Raw genomic sequence first — 15,484 nt, forward strand, 5'->3', positions numbered from 1 at the left:
CCCTGGAGTACTCATGAGAAGAACCCGCATCCTTGGCGCCGAGCGCGCCGAGGATGCGGGTTCTTCTCATGAGTACTCCAGGGTGAGCGGGTGCGGCGTCACGCCGCGTAGATGTCGAAGCCGTCGCGGAAAACGACGTTCTTCTCGCCTGCTCGGATAGGCAGGGGGAAGCGGTTGGATGCCGGCGGGAGCGGGCAGTTGTACTGGGCGCTGAAGCCGCAGGGAGGCACGAAAGCGCGGTTGAAGTCGAGGACGACGGAGCCTTCGTCGTCACGCAGCTCGACGAACAGGAAGCGCCCGGATCCGTAGGTCTCCGATCCGTTCGTCTGGTCGCCGAACACGAGCAGCAGCGTGCCGCCGTCGTCGAAGGCGGCGAGGGTGTACTCGTGGCCGTCGAGCTCGAGGCGGATGTCGCCGGGGACGACCAGGTCGCGCGTGCCGCCGTTGTCGCGGATGTGCTCGAACGACACCCTGCGTTCGCCGGAGACCGGGGTGAAGTGTCCTTCGAGCACCCATGCCGGGTCGTACTCGTAGGTGTCGATGCGGTCGAAGGCGCGGATGGCGGGGGAGTCGGCGTCCCAGACGCGCAGTCCGTGCTCGGCCACGCCGGTCTCGATGTTCGTGCGCTCGATCGGCGTCACGGTGACCGTGTCGGCCGCGGCGCGCTGTTCGGCGTCGAGGTCGGGGCGCTCCCCGGTCCAACGGGTCTCGACCAGGGCGAGGTTGCCGGTCGCGGACGTGACGGCGGTGCGGCGCTCGGCCTGCCAGTGGGTGTGATCTTCGCGTTCAGACATCACTTTCAATTCTCTTGCATGCAGAACGCGGTGGGGTCGGGCACGTCACTCGGGGTAACGCGGGTGTGGTCGCGGGAGATGCCCAGTGTACGGAGATCTGCCGTACACTGATCCCATGACCGCATCTGCATCTCCGCTCAAGAGCGCCCGGCTGGAATTCCGCGTCACGGCGGATCAGAAAGCGGCGATCGAGGAAGCGGCCGCGATCGAGGGTCGCACGGTGACGGACTTCTCCGCGTCTGCGCTCGTGGAGCGCGCGCAGGAGGTCATCGAGCGCGAACGCCGATTGCAGGTCGACGCTGTACGGTTCGAGGCCTTCATCGAAGTCATGGAGCGTCCTGCGCGTTCCATCGATGGTCTGCGCGAACTGCTGCGACGCGAAACCGTCTTCGTTGACTGACTTCCTGACTCCGCGACCACTCGCTGCCGGTGACCGGCTGTCGGAATTCCGTTGCGGCGAGGAGAGCCTCGATATCTGGCTGCGGGGCCGGGCGCGCTCGAACGAGAAGCGCGGGGCATCGCGCACAATGGTCTCCGCCACGCGGGAAGGGAGAGTGGCTGGCTACTACTGCCTGTCTTCCAGTGCCATCGACCGCGCAGACGGACCGCCGCCACTCGCCGCAGGTATGCCCGCGTCGATCCCCATCGTGCTGCTCGGGCGTCTGGCGGTAGACCTCGAGTATGCGGGCCGCGGGCTCGGCTCCTCGCTTCTGCAACACGCGACCATGCGGGCGCTCGAGGCCGCGGAGGCGATCGGCGTACGGGCGATCCTCGTGCACGCGATCAACGACGAGATCGTGCCGTTCTACGAGAGATTCGGCTTCACGACATTCCCGGAGGCCCGGCGCACGCTCTTCCTCCTTGTCAAGGACGCGCGCGCGACCCTCGCCATCTGAGGCGAGTGGAGAGACCTCACCCGTTGAGGCGCTCGGTGAGATGCACCGTCACCTCGTCGCCGTCGCTCTTGCCGATGCGCTTGCGGATCGCGGCCGCGATCGGGAGCTTGTGCGTCCCGTCGCCGAGCGCCATGAAAGCTCCCCGGAAAGGCTCGCCGTCGACGGTGCCGGCGACCTTCACGAGTCCGCGCGTGCCGAAGATCGTCGCGGAGTCGCCGAGTTGCACGCAGGTCCAGGTATCGCCTTCGCGCACCTTTCCGAGGGTGGCGGTGAACGTGATGTCGAGTGGCGTGGGCATGGCAGTCTCCTTCTGGATCAGAGGAACGATCCGACGATCGCCCCGATGATGACGAGTTTGAGGGTCCAATCGAGCAGGTGGATGCCCGCCGCAGAGGGTGCAGTGCCCTCGTGTACGACACCGCCCATGAGCAGGGTGAGGGGGAGCGCGCTCAAAGCCAGCCCGAGGAGGGCCCCGGTGCCGATGCCGTGCCACCCGGCCGCGAGCATCAGACCGGCCACGAGGCACGAGGCGATGAGGCTGCGAAGCACGACGGATGCCATCTGCGCGACGACCGGAAGGCCCGGTCGGGGTGTGCTCGTCCGTGAGATGGCGGCCGAGACCGGGGGCAGGGCGTACAGCGCGGCGCTCGCGATGAACGATGCCAGCGTGGCGAGGGCGACGGCCAGAATGATCATGTCGACTCCTTTAGTACTTGCTGGTACTCAAAGTAGATCCGCAGCGCGGAACTGTCAAGTACTAAACTCTCAGGCGTGACTACGACGCCTCGAACCCCAGGGCGCCCCGCCGGTCTCACCGGTGATGCCCTGCTCGACACCGCCCGCGATGTCTTCCTCGAATTCGGATACGCCGGGGCGTCCATGGACGAGGTGGCGAGGCGAGCGCGCATCTCGAAGGCGTCGCTGTACCGGGAGCACGACTCGAAGTCCGCTCTGTACGCGGCTGTCGTACGACACTGGGCGCTCGCGGGGCGAGACGCCATGCGACCCGCTCTCGAAGCGCTGAAGGCGAACCCCGACATCCGGGCGGGGCTCGTGACGCTCGGTGAGACCATGCGCGCCGGAATGCTGAGCGCTCCGGTCATGGCGATGCGTCGCCTCGTGGTCGCTGAGGCCCCCGCTCATCCCGAGGTCGCGCGAGATTACCTGGCGCAGAGCTGGGACACCAACATCCGCAATCTCGCTGAGGCGATGACCGAACTCTCCGATACGCACGGACTGGTCGTCGACGATGCGGAAGCCCTCGCGAGCGAGTTCACCTGGCTGGTCGTCGGTGCGCCGCTGAACGCCGGGCTTCTCGGTGGGGAGGGCGCTGCGCAGCCGGTGACCAGGGCCGTCGACCTGTTCTTGACCGCCTACGATCGTCGCTAGCTCGGAGCCAGGTACGTCGAGTCTCAGTCGCAACATATTGCAACCTCTGCCGGTATACCATTTGGGCATACGCCCAGCAGCGTCAGTCCCCAGCTGACCGTGGGCGGGGCGGCTCAGCCGTCATGCGGAGGGAGAGCGGATCTCTTTTCGATCCCGAGGGGGGATGGGGTGGGAGCTCGGTCCCCAGCCGGCACCCACCCCCACACTCGGGCTCTCCGCCACCGCCGCTCCGGCGCGATAGCTCAGTTCAGTCTGCTCAGGATCCAGAACCCGACGATCGCGACCAGGACGATGAAGGGTATCCACGTCCCTCCCCGCTTCAGGCGACGGCCCTGCGGTGCGACGCCCGGTGGTGGGGTGAGCATGCCCGCAGGCGGGGCGAACGGGAGTGCGGGCGTCGATGGCAGCGCCGTGGCCGCTGTCTCGGCCGCGAGGCGTTCGTCGCGCCACCGCGCCCACTGATCGAACTTCGTCAGCAGTGCTCCGACGGTGCCGAACAACCAGGCCCAGGTGGCGGGGTCGAGGGTCGCGACCTTGCGCTGCGTGTACAGGAACAGCCAGTCGTCGACGATCTCCACGTCGAGCTCTGCGGCGTTGTCGATGAACCGCGCCATGATGTCGGGCGTGAACAGGTACAGCGCATCGCGTTCGTATCCGCGGGGGCAGTAGAGCGTGAAGTGCTCGTCGAAGTCGCCTTCGAGCGACAGCCGTTGGCTCTTCTGGAACGACGCCGGCAGATTCGATCCGAATCCGTTGTTGCCCTTGGCGTCGAGCACGATGTTGGGGAGCGGCACATCGAGCTTCACGGCCACGTACCCCCAGCGATAGGTCGTGGAGTTCTTCCCCGACTGCACCGTGTACTGGTAGTTGCCGAACTCGACGAATCGCGGCCTGGCGCCCCTGATCAGATCAGTCGCCTGCCGTGCGCGCCCCAGGTGGAAGATCATGCCGGGCAGTGGCGGGTCGGCGACCTTCGGCTCATAGGTCATGCCGTTCGCCTCGGCGAAGCCGTGCAGCCGGTACCGCCGCACCCGCGCGTTGCGGACGCTCATCCAGATCATCACCCCGACCGCGGCCAGGAGCAGCGCGATCAGCACGAGGGGGATCGCCGCGGCGGCGGGAGACTCGCCGAACGACGCCAGGCTCAGCACCACGCCGACGAGGGTCGGGATCAGGACGACCGCGGCGATCGCGATGGCGACGATCCCGATGATCGTGGAGGCCGAAGGTCCCCCGGTGGGTCGGGAACGGAGCTCGGCCGCGAAGGCACGCACCTTCGCGGGATCGACGGGGTCGGTGAGGGGGCGGGCGTCGAAGCTCATCGGCGGGCGCTCAGCTGTTCACCGTGTCGGCGCCCCAGGTGAGGTCGGCGCCTTCCGGGATGGGGAGGGCTTCCAGCCGCTCGTCTGCGCAGAGCGCCTCGACCAGTGCGGGGGAGCCGGCCACGATCGTGGAGTCGAAGTCGACCTCGCTGACCATGACCCAGGAGCGGTCCTCCGGCCACAGCAGGCTCGGGCTCTGCGCCGAGGGCGGGAACCCGTGCTCCTCGGCAGGGCGATCACGCCACGGCACCTGCAGCACCCACTCCGGATCGGCGAAAGCGCGAGGGGGTGCGGAGAACAGCACGTGGTCGCGGCCGGGCAGTGCGAACCTCGGGCCTTCGGAGATCTCCCTCGACAGGATGCCCTCCTGCCAGGTGGGCCTGCGGAAGACGTTGTTGAACGGGTCGCGTGCGCTGCGGTCGAGCATCGCCTGATGGTTCGGGTCGTCCGAGAACGTCAGGAAGGATCGTGAGGGGGTGATCCCGAAGAAACCGAGCAGTCCCCCTCGTCCCTCCCACAGCGCGGCGAACCCGGAGTCGGGGGTCTTGGTGTGGTCCACGAGGTGAGCGGCGATGGTCGCCAGGAGGTGCGGATCGAGTTCTCCCTCCATCGGGGCCGTGAACTCGCGACCGTCGGGAGCGATCCGCGCGCCCCAATCCTCCTCGGGCGGGGTGCGCACGATCCGCTGCCACTGCGCGAGCGGATGCAGGACCGTGCCGAAGACCGCGGCGGTCTGCGCCCAGGAGACCGGCTCGTCGACGAACTCAGCCATGAGTGCGCGCTGCGCGGGCTCGGGCATGCGCACCAGCTCGTCGGCCGTCGGGATCGTCCGACCGCGCAGCGACCGGGCGATGGCCGGATGGAAGATGCGTGCGTACGCGGGGAATCCGCGGGGCACCGTCCCGTGCATGGTCTCGTAGTCTGCGTCGAGCCGCTCGCGCAGCCACGCTCCCGCCGAGGGATTGGACATCCACTCCATGCCCCCACGCTACCCGCCACATCGTTCTACGCGCGGTCGGCGGTTGCTGCGCAGATCTGACGCGGTGCTCTCCAGGGCCGGGCACTACGGTAGGAACCGCGTCACGCGAGCCGACGGTGGTGGGGGAGGGTCCGAATGCTGAATCAGGCCGAAGCGGTGCCCGGTGAGCGGGTCTTCCATCGGAATCCGCTCCGCTCGGCAGTGGGAGCGGTCGTGCTCTCGGCAGTGCTCTCCGCGGCGACGCTCTTCCTGCTCCCGAGGTTCCTGCCGGGCACCATGAAGATCTCGACCCGCGGCGTCGTGGTGCTCGTGGTCGCGATCGCGCTGACCGTGGCCGTGTTCGCCGGATTCTTCTGGTTCCGCAACATCCGGATCGTGGTGCGCCCCCATGAGGTCGAGATCGGCAAGCCCGGCAGCCGTGAGACGTTCGCGAGGGCGACGACGGCCTTCCGCTCGAAGATCACAGAGCACCGCACGAACGGACTGCCCAGCGGAACGACGCGCGCCCTGGTCGTGCACACCGGTGACCGCGAGATCACGATCGAGCTGCCCGGCTACACGCGGCCGCTTTTCAACGAGCTGATGGCGACGCTCAACCCGATCGCGCAGCCGGTGTTCGATGACCCTGTCGCGGCCGCGAGGGCCGGAGCGCAGCTTCCGACGCAGTTCACGGTCGACGCCACGGGGGAGCGGCGCCTGGCTTCGCGCATCACGATCGCCGCGGTCGTGTTCCTCGTCATCGCCGTCGGCGTCGGATTGCTCGTGCTGGTGCCGGGCTTCGTCGAGGGCGAGCTCTCGGCGCTGATCCTCCTCGCGCCGTTCGCCGCGGTCGCGGCCATCGGATTCGGAATCGGGGCTGTGCAGCGCCGACGCCTCGTGCGGTCGATCCCCGCCCTCGTGTCGATCGACACCCACGGCATCCGCATCGATGGCGTGGACAACCCGTACACGCAGCTCAGCCGCATCTGGCTGACCCCGCCGGCCTATCCGGTCAAGCGCCTGCGACTCGCACGCGCCGGAGGCAAGACGACCACCCACCTGCTCGCCTCCTCTCGTGTGGGGATCACACCCGACTACGGCGACCTCCTGCTCGCCGTACGTGCGAGGACGGCGCACCTGCCGGGCCTCCTCTCTCTGGATCTCGAATGACAGGGCAGGGAGGGCACGACCCCGAGTACCCGATCGGCACGGAACGACTGCTCCTGCGTCCGATCGCCGCGTCCGATGCCGTCGCGATGCACCTCTACAAGTCGGATCCGGATGCCGTGCGGTATGTGCCGTATGCACCGTTGACGCTCGCCGATGTCGAGCAGCGCATCGCGACGACCTGGTCGAACACGCACTTCGCGAAGGAGGGCGACGCCGTGTCCCTCGCCGTCGAAGAGCGCGGGTCCGGTGCCCTGGTCGGCGACGTCGTGCTGTTCTGGCGCAGCGAGACCGACCGATCCGGCGAGGTCGGGTACATCTTCGACCCGCGGGTCGGCGGCCGTGGTTATGCGACGGAGGCCGTCGAGGCACTGCTCGCGCTCGGATTCGACGGACTGGGTCTGCACCGGATCGTCGCGCGAATCGACGAGCGCAACACGTCATCGGCTCGCGTCGCCGAGAGGCTCGGCTTCCGGCGTGAGGCGCGGCTGGTCGAGAGCGAGTGGTTCAAGGACGAATGGACGACGCTGCTGGTCTATGCGCTCCTCGAGGACGAGTGGCGCTCGCGCAGCGCTCCCCTGAGGTAATCGAGGGCGGCGGGGATCGGTGATCGCACGCCGCCCTCGATCAGGTTCGGCTACTGCTTGAGCATCGCCACGGCGAGCTTGTGCTTGTCGTCGATCAGGTGGGAGTGGTCGTCGTCTCCGAGGTCGATGCGCACCCAGTGCAGGGTTCCGGTGAAAGCGTTGCCCACCGCCTGGTAGTCGGGCGATACCGGTGAAGCCAGGTCGCAGCCGACGTCGACGGTCTCGTCGAAGGTGAATTGGAACGGGATCGTCTTGTGCACGCGACCCTCGCCGATCTTGTCGTCGCCGACGTAGAGCGAGACCGTGCCGCCCTTGGCGAGACCACCGCCGTCGTAAGCGAAGTGGGCCCGTACCTCCTGCTCACCGACCGGAATCTCGGTGTCGGAGCAAATGATGTCGACGTCGATGCCGAGCAGGTTGTAGGCGAACGCGAGGCGTCCGTCCTTCGTGTAGAACGACCAGCCGCCGTACGCCCCTCCCTGCGCGATGAGCACGCCGTCCACACCGGAATCGGGCACCGACACCTGTGCGGTCACCGTCCAGGACTTGTTCTTGATGTTGATGGTGGTGTTCTCGCTGAGTCGCTTCATGCCGGGGTAGAACTTCTGGGTGCTGCTGAGCGAGAGGACCGGCCGGCCAGCGAGGTCGGGGTTGAACCGCTCGGCGGTGCGGATGTCGAGGGGAAGCACGTTGAACCGGGCTGCCTGGATGAGGAACAGCTGTTGCAGGTGGGCGAGCTTCTCCGGCTCCTGCTCGGCGAGGTCGTGGGACTGGGTCCAATCCTCGTCGACGTTGTAGAGCTCCCAGCGATCGTCGTCGAGACCGTGGTCGGAGCCGAGCCAGGGATCCTTGTGCTTCGCGACCGCCGTCCAGCCCTTGTGATAGATCGCGCGATTTCCGACCATCTCGAAGTACTGCGTCACGTGGCGTTCCTCTGCCGTGGCATCCGTGAAGGTGTAGTTCATCGCCGTGCCCTCGTAGGGGCGCTGGGTCACCCCGTTGACACTCGTCGGCTCGGGGATGCCGGCGGCCTCGAGCACGGTCGGTGCGACATCGATGACGTGCGAGAACTGGTTGCGGATGCCGCCCTTCTCCACACCTCCGTTCGGCCAGCTGACGATAGTTCCGTTGCGGGTGCCGCCCCAGTGGCTCGCGACCTGCTTGGTCCACTGGTACGGCGTGTCCATGGCGTGCGCCCAACCCACCGCGTAGTGGTTGTACGAGCTCGGGGTGCCGATGTCGTCGATGTGGTCGGCCACGTACTGCTCGGTCTCGATGTCGTTCATGTGGTTGATCGTGAAGCCCTCGTTCGTCGTGCCGTGCATCGACCCCTCGGCACTCGCGCCGTTGTCGCCGATGATCACGTAGACGAGGGTGTCGTCGAGGATGCCGAGCTCTTCGTAGGCGTCGAGCAGGCGGCCGACGTGGTGGTCGGCGTAGGCGAGGAACCCGGCGTAGACCTCCATCTGACGTGCGAGAGCGGGCTTGATGAGGTCGCTCATCTCGTCCCACGAGGGGATGCCGGGGCTCCGCTCGGTGAGCACGGCATCGGCCGGGATCACGCCGAGCTCGAGCTGGCGGGCGAAGGTTTCCTTGCGGATCTCGTCCCATCCCTGGTCGAACTGCCCCTTGTACTTGTCCGCCCACTCGGCGGGCACATGGTGCGGGGCGTGCGTCGCGCCCGGTGCGAAGTAGGTGAAGGCGGGCACGTCGGGGGCGAGCATCTTCTGCTCCCGCGTCCAGGCGATCGCCTTGTCGGTCATGTCACCCATGAAGTGATAGCCCTGCTCGGGTGTGCCCCACGGCTCGACGGGTGTCGTGTTCTCGTAGATCGCCGGGTACCACTGGTTGGTCTCGCCGCCGATGAAGCCGTAGAAGTACTCGAAGCCGTTGCCGGGGGTGGGCCATCCGTCGAACGGACCGATCGCGCTCGCCTGCCACACCGGGACCTCGTGGCACTTGCCGAACTGGGCGGTGTTGTAACCGTTGAGCTTGAGCGTCTCGGCGAGCGGAGCGCAGCTGTTCGGACGCAGCGAGTTGTACCCGGGGGCCGACGTCGCGATCTCGGTGATGCCGCCCATGCCGACCGTGTGGTGGTTGCGTCCGCTGAGCAGAGCGGCACGGGTCGGCGAGCACAGGGCCGTGGTGTGGAAGCGGGTGTACTTCAGCCCTGCAGCCGCCACGCGCTCGAAGTTCGGGGTGTGGATCGGGCCGCCGAAAGCGCTGGATGCGCCGAAGCCGACGTCGTCGATGAGCACCACGAGCACGTTCGGAGCTCCCGCAGGTGGGCGCACGGGAGTGATCGGCGGGAACGACGTGTCCGGGTCGGTCGCGTCGTAGGTGACCGTGCCCGTGTAGGCCAGGTCGGGGATCGGAAGACTGGAACGCTGGGGCTCGGACATGCTCACTCCTACGGCTCTCAGCGAGCAGAGCAGCCCGCTTCGCGCTCAGCCTAAGCAGGGCGGTGCGGGGTGTCACTACTCGGGGCGGGTGACTTTGCGGGTGAGTTCCGACGGGCATAATCAAGGGTGTGACTGCGACTGCAACCCTTCCCTCCCTCGACGGCCGCCGATTCCGGATGGTGTCGTCCACGACCTCGGCGGTCGACCCGGAATCCCCGAGCATCTTCGAGTACTTCGAACGCGACGGCGCGATCTGGGGCGGGTACGAGGGCGACACGGTCACCTTCGGCAAGTTCGTCGGCACCCGCACGGGCGACACGATCTGGGTGTCGTTCGTCCATGTGCTCAAGAGCGACGGCACGGTCGTGACCGGCGACGGCGAGAGTGAACTGGAGCTGACCGTCGACGGCGGCATCCGTCTCGTCGAGCACTACGAGATGCACGGTCTGCCGCAGCTGAGCGTGTGCGAGGAGATCTCGGCCTGACGCGGGTCAGCGCGGCGGAAGCGTGTCGCGCCCCGGCGAGGCGGGCGTCCACCGCGTCATGCCCAGTGGTGCGGTGACGCTGCTCCGTTCCGGAAGGTCGCCCGGCAGCAGGTAGGGGCGGCGGATCACCTCGTCGAGCACGACGACGCTGACCACCGTACGCACCTCGGGCAGCTGGGCGATCACCCCGGTGGAGAACTCGTGCACGCCGCTGACATCGACGGCCCGGATGAGGAGCATCGCATCGTGCTCGCCCGTCGTGATGGCGCACCATTCGACGTCCGGCATCTCCGTCACGCGTTCGCGGAACGACGCCCACGCCTGCGGCATCACCGTGACGAACACGAGCGCCCCGATCGACAGCCCGGCCTTCGCCTGATCCACGCGGGCACTGAAGCCGGTGATCACCCCGTCGTGCACGAGCGACTCGACGCGGGTGTAGGCGTTCGCGCGAGAGATGCCGACCTTGTCGGCGAGGGCGGCGATCGAGACACGACCGTTATCACGGAGCACTTCGAGGATTCTGTACGCCGTCTCGTCCAAGGGCGCGGCACTTCGTCCAGAAAGCTTCGACTCTTCCGCATGCTTGCTGGACATATTGTTACCCACAATCGAGGTTCTGGACAGAGCGTGCCGAGGTGACCCGCTCTTGCTGGACACATCGTCGCATATGATGCGAATCTGATCCACGGTCGTCCACATCGGTGGCGGCTCACCCGAATGTACTCCTCGCCCTTGGAGGCCCTCATGTCGTCACGCCGTATCACGCCGGTCATCGCGCTCGGAGCCGTCGCGCTCCTCGCGCTCGCAGGTTGCTCGGGAGGGAACTCGGCGAACAACGGCGGGTCTTCCGGGAGCTCCGACTCCCTCGTCATCGACACCGCGTTCTCGATCGAGACCACCGACCCGGGTCACACCTACGACCCGACCGGCAACATGATCGCCAAGGCGCTCTACGAGACCCTCGTCGACTTCGAGGGCTCCGACGTCTCCACCCCGGTTCCGGGCCTCGCGTCGTGGGAGCAGAACGACGAGGCGACCGAGTTCACCTTCACCCTCGAGGGTGACCGCGTCTTCTCCGACGGTTCGCCCATCGAGGCGAAGGACGTCGTGTTCTCGCTGCAGCGCATCCAGGGCATGGAAGACGCCAAGCCCAACTTCCTCCTCGGCGGCCTGACCATCACCGAGGTCGACGACAAGACGATCCAGTTCACGTCCGAGACCCCGCTGCTGCAGCTGCCCGCGATCCTCGCGAACCCGGCACTCGGCATCGTCAACTCCGATGTCGTGATCGAGAACGGCGGCGCGACCGACGGCACCGACTCGGCGCAGAAGTTCCTCGACGGCGCATCCGCCGGCTCCGGACCGTTCGTGCTCGACACCCTCGACCTCAGCTCGCAGGTCGTGCTCACCAAGAACGACGAGTACAACGGCGACGAGGCGACGGACTACAAGCGCGTCGTCGTGCGCAACGTCTCCGAGAGCGCGACGCAGCTCGCCAACCTCAAGGGCGGCGACTCGATGGTCGCGATGGACCTGAACGGCGACCAGGTCGCCGGTCTCGGCGACGACATCACCGTCGACTCCGTTCCTTCCGGTCAGACCATCTTCCTGCTGCTGAACCAGGGTGCCGCCGGCGGCGACCTGGCGAACGTCAAGATCGCCGAGGCGATCCGCTACGCACTCGACTACGACGCACTGCTGGAGCTGGCCGGTGCCGGCTCCGTCCAGGCGACCGGGGTCATCCCTCCCGGGTTCGAGGGCGCGCTCGACAGCGGTGTGAAGCAGGACCTCACCAAGGCCAAGGCCGCACTCGCCGAGGCCGGATACACGGGGCAGACGCTCAAGCTGCAGTTCCCGAACGACTACCCGGTCGGCGGCGTGGAGTTCACCCCCCTCGCCGAGCGCGTGCAGGCCCAGCTCGAAGACGCCGGCATCACGGTCGACCTCGCCCCCGCGCCGTTCGCGACCGAGCTCGACGCCTACGTCAACGGCACCGAGGGCTTCGGCCTGTGGTTCTGGGGCCCGGACTACGCCGACTCGGCGAACTTCCTGCCCTTCGCTCCGGGTCTGAAGGTCGGCCTCCGTGCCGGCTGGGCGGCCGAGGCCAACCCGGAGATCGCGGGCATCGCCGCCGGTGCTGCCGCAGCGACCGACTCCGAGCAGCGCACGTCCGCGTTCACCGCGTTCGCCGAGGCGATGCAGGCCGAGGGTCCCTTCGTCCCGCTCATCGTCCCCGGTCGCAACATCTCGTCTGCCGACAGCGTGAAGGGCGCCGTGTACAACTCCGTGTGGGAGATGGACATCGCCGAGATCACGCCCGCCGGCTGATCGGACGACTCATGACGACAGTGGCCGTGCAGAGGCAGGCGCAGCGGCGCCGCTCGCCTCTCGTCGGGTACCTGCTGCGGCGGGCCGGCACCTCCCTGCTCCTGCTGGTGGGCGTGACGATCGTCACCTTCGCGCTCACCAACCTGGTGCCGGGAGACCCGGTCTCGGCAGCGCTCGGTGAGGGCGCGTCGCAGAACCCCGCGACGCGCGAGGCGTTCATCAAGGCGAACGGACTCGACCAGCCACTGTTCGTGCAGTACTTCATCTATATGGGGAACCTCCTGCGCGGAGACCTCGGCACGTCGCTGGTGACCGGACGCCCGGTCACCAGCGACCTCGCCACCGCCGTTCCCGCGACGATCGAGATCGCGATCGGGGCGATCATCGTCAGCCTCGCCGTCAGCATCGTGCTCGGCACTCTTGCGGCCTACCGCCGCGGACTCGTCACCGACCAGGTCATCCGCGTCGTGACGCTCGTCGGCCTCAGCGTCCCGACCTTCTGGCTGGCGCTCGTCAGCTTCTACGTGTTCTTCCTCGAGCTGCGCATCGCGCCGGGCTCCGGCCGCATCTCGCCGTCGATCACGCCACCCCCGCGCGTGACCGGGCTCTACACGGTCGACTACCTCTTGAACGGCGACGCGGTCGGCTTCTTCGATGCCCTTGCGCACCTCGCCCTCCCGGTCATGGTGCTCTCGCTCGTGACCATCGGCCTGCTGACCCGCTTCATCCGCACCTCGGTGCTCGAGGTGCTCGGCAGCGACTACGTGCGAGCCGCCCGCGCCAAGGGACTCCCGGCCACGCGCGTCATCCTCGACTACGTGCTGCGCGGAGCCTCGCTGCCGATCCTCACGGTTGTCGGCGTCGCATTCGGTGCCCTGCTCTCCGGCACGGTGCTCGTCGAGTCGGTCTTCGCGTGGCCGGGCCTGGGAACCTACGCCTACAACTCCGCCGCGAACCTCGACCTGCCCGGCATCATGGGCGTCGGTCTCGTGGTCGGCGTCATCTACCTCCTCATCAACTTCATCGTCGACCTGCTCTACGGCGTGCTCGACCCGAGAGTGAGGATCGCATGAGCCGCATCGCTGCAGCGACCCCTGCCGGACGCTTCCGTTTCCGCTGGCCGCGTGCCTGGCGCACCCCGCTCGGCATCATCGGCACCGTGATCGCCGGTGCGTGGATCATCGTCGCCTTCACCGCGCAGTGGTGGGTGCCGTACCCGCCGAACGCGCAGGTGCTGCCGCGCCTGCAGGCACCGGGCATCGACACGCTCCTCGGCACCGACGGCAACGGCCGCGACATCTTCTCGCGTCTGATGACCGGTGCGACCGTGAGCCTGCCGCTCGCGCTCATGCTCGTGATCGCGGCCATGATCATCGGCACGCTCATCGGCGCGCTCGCCGGATACTTCGGCGGCTGGGTCGACGAGACCCTCATGCGCATCACCGATCTGTTCATGGCGTTCCCGACCGTGATCCTCGCGATGGTGGTGGCCGCCTCCCTCGGGCCGTCGCTGTTCAACGCCGTGATCGCGGCGATCGTGGTGTCGTGGCCGCAGTACTCCCGCGTCACCCGCAGCATCGTGCTGGGCCTGCGCGGGCAGAACTACGTGATCGCCGGTCGCCTGCTCGGCCACTCGCCGGCTCGCACGCTGTTCGTCGACATCCTCCCGAACATCGCCGGTCCGGTTCTGGTGCTCGCGACGCTCGACATCGGTGCGGCGATCCTGCTCCTCTCGGGACTCTCCTTCCTGGGCCTCGGCGCCCAGCCGCCGACGGCCGAGTGGGGGTCGATGATCTCCGGAGCGATGCAGAACTTCGACGCCTGGTGGCTCGGAGTCTTCCCCGGCCTCGCGATCCTCACGGTGGTGCTGGCGTTCAACTTCCTCGGAGATGCGATGCGCGACGTGCTCGACCCGACCGCCGAGATCACGCACGAGAAGGCGGCGGAGCACAAGGCGTCGGCGACGGGAGTGGCCGCATGACCTCGGCGCAGGGAAACTCGTCCCTCAGCATCCGTGATCTGACCATCGACATCGGGCGCCCGCTCGTGAAGGGCGTCTCGCTCGAGCTCGAGGCCGGCCGCATCCACGGCCTCGCCGGGGAGTCCGGTTCCGGCAAGACCCTCACCTCGCTCGCCGTGCTCGGGCTGCTGCCGCGTCAGGCGCGCGTCGGGGGATCGATCCTGCTCGCGGGGGAGGAGCTGGTGGGCCTGAAGCGCCGCTCCCTCAACACGGTGCGTGGTAAGCGGATCGCCATGGTGTTTCAGGATCCGTCGGCGTCGCTGCACCCGCAGCTGCCCGTCGGTCGTCAACTCACCGACCACATGCGCGTGCATCTCGGGCTCAAGGGTGCTGCGGCGCGGGCACGCGCCGTCGAACTGCTCGAGACCGTGCAGGTGCCCAATCCGACGGAGGCGCTGAAACGGTATCCGCACCAGTTCTCCGGCGGCCAGCGTCAGCGCATCGCGATCGCCTGCGCCCTCGCCTGTGACCCCGAGGTGCTGCTGGCGGATGAGCCCACCACCGCGCTCGACGTGACCGTGCAGGCGGGGATCCTCCAGCTGCTGCGAGACCTCGCCGTGGAGCGGAACCTGGCAGTGCTCCTCGTGACGCACGACCTCGGCGTGATGAGCGCGATCGCCGACACGGTGGCCGTGATGAAGGACGGCCGGATCGTGGAGCTCGCCGATCGCGAGACCCTGTTCCGCGATCCGCAGCACGAGTACACGCGCATGCTGCTCGCGGCCCTCCCGGGTTCGCGCATCGATGAGGCACCGGAAGGGCAGGCCGCAGATGAGTGAGGTCGCAGTCCTCGATGCGCAGGACGTGGTCGTGCGCTACCCGGGCAACCCGCCGGTGATCGCCGTGAACGGCGTGTCGATCCGGGTGGCCGCGGGGGAGACCGTCGCGCTCGTCGGTGAGTCCGGCAGCGGCAAGTCCAGCCTCGCCCGTGCCGTGGTCGGCATCGAGAAGATCGCCGCGGGGACCGTGCTCTTCCGGGATGCTCCGGTCGCCCCGCTCGGCATCCGGCGGCGGGGGCTCGCGCTCACCGGCATCCAGATGGTGTTCCAGGACCCGGCGACCTCGCTGAACCCCCGGCGCCGGGTCGGTGACCAGATCGCCGACGGGATCGCCACCGCCAAGGCGCGGGGTGC

At 67.9% G+C, this 15,484-nt stretch carries 18 protein-coding genes; 11 read left to right on the top strand and 7 right to left on the bottom strand.

Features of this window, described 5'->3' with window-relative positions:
* Nucleotides 1-98 precede the first annotated feature (98 nt).
* Nucleotides 99-794 (bottom strand): DUF1684 domain-containing protein, encoded by a 696-nt coding sequence (locus tag AX744_RS17420; protein WP_061018294.1) that lies wholly within the window; start codon nucleotides 792-794, stop codon nucleotides 99-101.
* Between the two features lie 115 nt (nucleotides 795-909).
* Here AX744_RS17420 and AX744_RS17425 point away from each other — a divergent pair, with 115 nt between their 5' ends.
* Together AX744_RS17425 and AX744_RS21370 are read left to right on the top strand one after the other, a co-directional pair.
* Nucleotides 910-1,194: a type II toxin-antitoxin system TacA family antitoxin gene (locus tag AX744_RS17425; protein WP_061018296.1), complete on the top strand. Its 285-nt coding sequence runs from the start codon at nucleotides 910-912 to the stop codon at nucleotides 1,192-1,194.
* Nucleotides 1,148-1,690 carry a GNAT family N-acetyltransferase gene (locus AX744_RS21370; RefSeq protein ID WP_046748513.1) on the top strand — a complete coding sequence of 181 codons (543 nt, stop codon included), beginning with the start codon at nucleotides 1,148-1,150 and terminating at the stop codon, nucleotides 1,688-1,690. Before AX744_RS17425 ends, AX744_RS21370 begins: the two co-directional genes overlap by 47 nt.
* Before the next feature lie 16 nt (nucleotides 1,691-1,706).
* Here the strand turns inward: AX744_RS21370 and AX744_RS17435 are convergent, their stop codons facing one another.
* Complete coding sequence (locus AX744_RS17435; protein WP_046748514.1) at nucleotides 1,707-1,988, bottom strand: DUF1905 domain-containing protein; 282 nt, start codon at nucleotides 1,986-1,988, stop codon at nucleotides 1,707-1,709.
* Nucleotides 1,989-2,005: 17 nt separating this feature from the next.
* The gene (locus AX744_RS17440; protein WP_061018298.1) at nucleotides 2,006-2,386 is read right to left on the bottom strand and encodes a DUF1761 family protein; all 381 of its coding nucleotides are present in this window, start codon (nucleotides 2,384-2,386) and stop codon (nucleotides 2,006-2,008) included.
* A gap of 75 nt (nucleotides 2,387-2,461) precedes the next feature.
* Here AX744_RS17440 and AX744_RS17445 point away from each other — a divergent pair, with 75 nt between their 5' ends.
* Entirely contained in the window at nucleotides 2,462-3,079 is a 618-nt protein-coding gene (locus tag AX744_RS17445) for a TetR/AcrR family transcriptional regulator (RefSeq protein ID WP_061018300.1), read from the top strand.
* 242 nt (nucleotides 3,080-3,321) lie between these two features.
* Here the strand turns inward: AX744_RS17445 and AX744_RS17450 are convergent, their stop codons facing one another.
* On the bottom strand, nucleotides 3,322-4,401 hold the full coding sequence (locus tag AX744_RS17450) for a hypothetical protein (protein ID WP_061018301.1): 1,080 nt from the start codon (nucleotides 4,399-4,401) through the stop codon (nucleotides 3,322-3,324).
* 10 nt (nucleotides 4,402-4,411) lie between these two features.
* Nucleotides 4,412-5,380, bottom strand: a complete 969-nt coding sequence (locus AX744_RS17455) for a hypothetical protein (RefSeq protein ID WP_058631926.1) — start codon at nucleotides 5,378-5,380, stop codon at nucleotides 4,412-4,414.
* A gap of 135 nt (nucleotides 5,381-5,515) precedes the next feature.
* Here AX744_RS17455 and AX744_RS17460 point away from each other — a divergent pair, with 135 nt between their 5' ends.
* Nucleotides 5,516-6,529 (top strand): hypothetical protein, encoded by a 1,014-nt coding sequence (locus AX744_RS17460; protein WP_058631927.1) that lies wholly within the window; start codon nucleotides 5,516-5,518, stop codon nucleotides 6,527-6,529.
* The gene (locus tag AX744_RS17465) at nucleotides 6,526-7,113 is read left to right on the top strand and encodes a GNAT family N-acetyltransferase (protein ID WP_061018303.1); all 588 of its coding nucleotides are present in this window, start codon (nucleotides 6,526-6,528) and stop codon (nucleotides 7,111-7,113) included. The genes AX744_RS17460 and AX744_RS17465 overlap by 4 nt, the downstream gene beginning before the upstream one ends.
* Before the next feature lie 50 nt (nucleotides 7,114-7,163).
* Here AX744_RS17465 and AX744_RS17470 read toward each other — a convergent pair whose 3' ends face one another.
* On the bottom strand, nucleotides 7,164-9,515 hold the full coding sequence (locus AX744_RS17470) for an arylsulfatase (RefSeq protein ID WP_082738574.1): 2,352 nt from the start codon (nucleotides 9,513-9,515) through the stop codon (nucleotides 7,164-7,166).
* 128 nt (nucleotides 9,516-9,643) lie between these two features.
* On the opposite strand from AX744_RS17470, the gene AX744_RS17475 reads away from it, so the two are divergent.
* Entirely contained in the window at nucleotides 9,644-10,000 is a 357-nt protein-coding gene (locus AX744_RS17475; protein WP_230977771.1) for a hypothetical protein, read from the top strand.
* A 6-nt stretch (nucleotides 10,001-10,006) separates the two neighbouring features.
* Here the strand turns inward: AX744_RS17475 and AX744_RS17480 are convergent, their stop codons facing one another.
* Nucleotides 10,007-10,597 (bottom strand): Lrp/AsnC family transcriptional regulator, encoded by a 591-nt coding sequence (locus tag AX744_RS17480; RefSeq protein WP_269140002.1) that lies wholly within the window; start codon nucleotides 10,595-10,597, stop codon nucleotides 10,007-10,009.
* A gap of 150 nt (nucleotides 10,598-10,747) precedes the next feature.
* Between AX744_RS17480 and AX744_RS17485 the strand changes: the two genes are divergently transcribed.
* The 5 genes from AX744_RS17485 to AX744_RS17505 all read left to right on the top strand — a co-directional run.
* Nucleotides 10,748-12,331: an ABC transporter substrate-binding protein gene (locus AX744_RS17485; RefSeq protein ID WP_046748521.1), complete on the top strand. Its 1,584-nt coding sequence runs from the start codon at nucleotides 10,748-10,750 to the stop codon at nucleotides 12,329-12,331.
* An 11-nt stretch (nucleotides 12,332-12,342) separates the two neighbouring features.
* Nucleotides 12,343-13,404 (top strand): ABC transporter permease, encoded by a 1,062-nt coding sequence (locus AX744_RS17490; RefSeq protein ID WP_061018310.1) that lies wholly within the window; start codon nucleotides 12,343-12,345, stop codon nucleotides 13,402-13,404.
* Nucleotides 13,401-14,312 carry an ABC transporter permease gene (locus AX744_RS17495; protein WP_017203805.1) on the top strand — a complete coding sequence of 304 codons (912 nt, stop codon included), beginning with the start codon at nucleotides 13,401-13,403 and terminating at the stop codon, nucleotides 14,310-14,312. Before AX744_RS17490 ends, AX744_RS17495 begins: the two co-directional genes overlap by 4 nt.
* The gene (locus AX744_RS17500) at nucleotides 14,309-15,130 is read left to right on the top strand and encodes an ABC transporter ATP-binding protein (RefSeq protein ID WP_046748523.1); all 822 of its coding nucleotides are present in this window, start codon (nucleotides 14,309-14,311) and stop codon (nucleotides 15,128-15,130) included. The genes AX744_RS17495 and AX744_RS17500 overlap by 4 nt, the downstream gene beginning before the upstream one ends.
* The coding region (locus tag AX744_RS17505; protein ID WP_157543644.1) for an ATP-binding cassette domain-containing protein at nucleotides 15,123-15,484 on the top strand (362 nt) is incomplete at its 3' end. The genes AX744_RS17500 and AX744_RS17505, both read left to right, overlap by 8 nt.

The organism is Microbacterium sp. CCH5-D1 (assembly GCF_001557335.1).
Classification (GTDB): domain Bacteria; phylum Actinomycetota; class Actinomycetes; order Actinomycetales; family Microbacteriaceae; genus Microbacterium; species Microbacterium oxydans.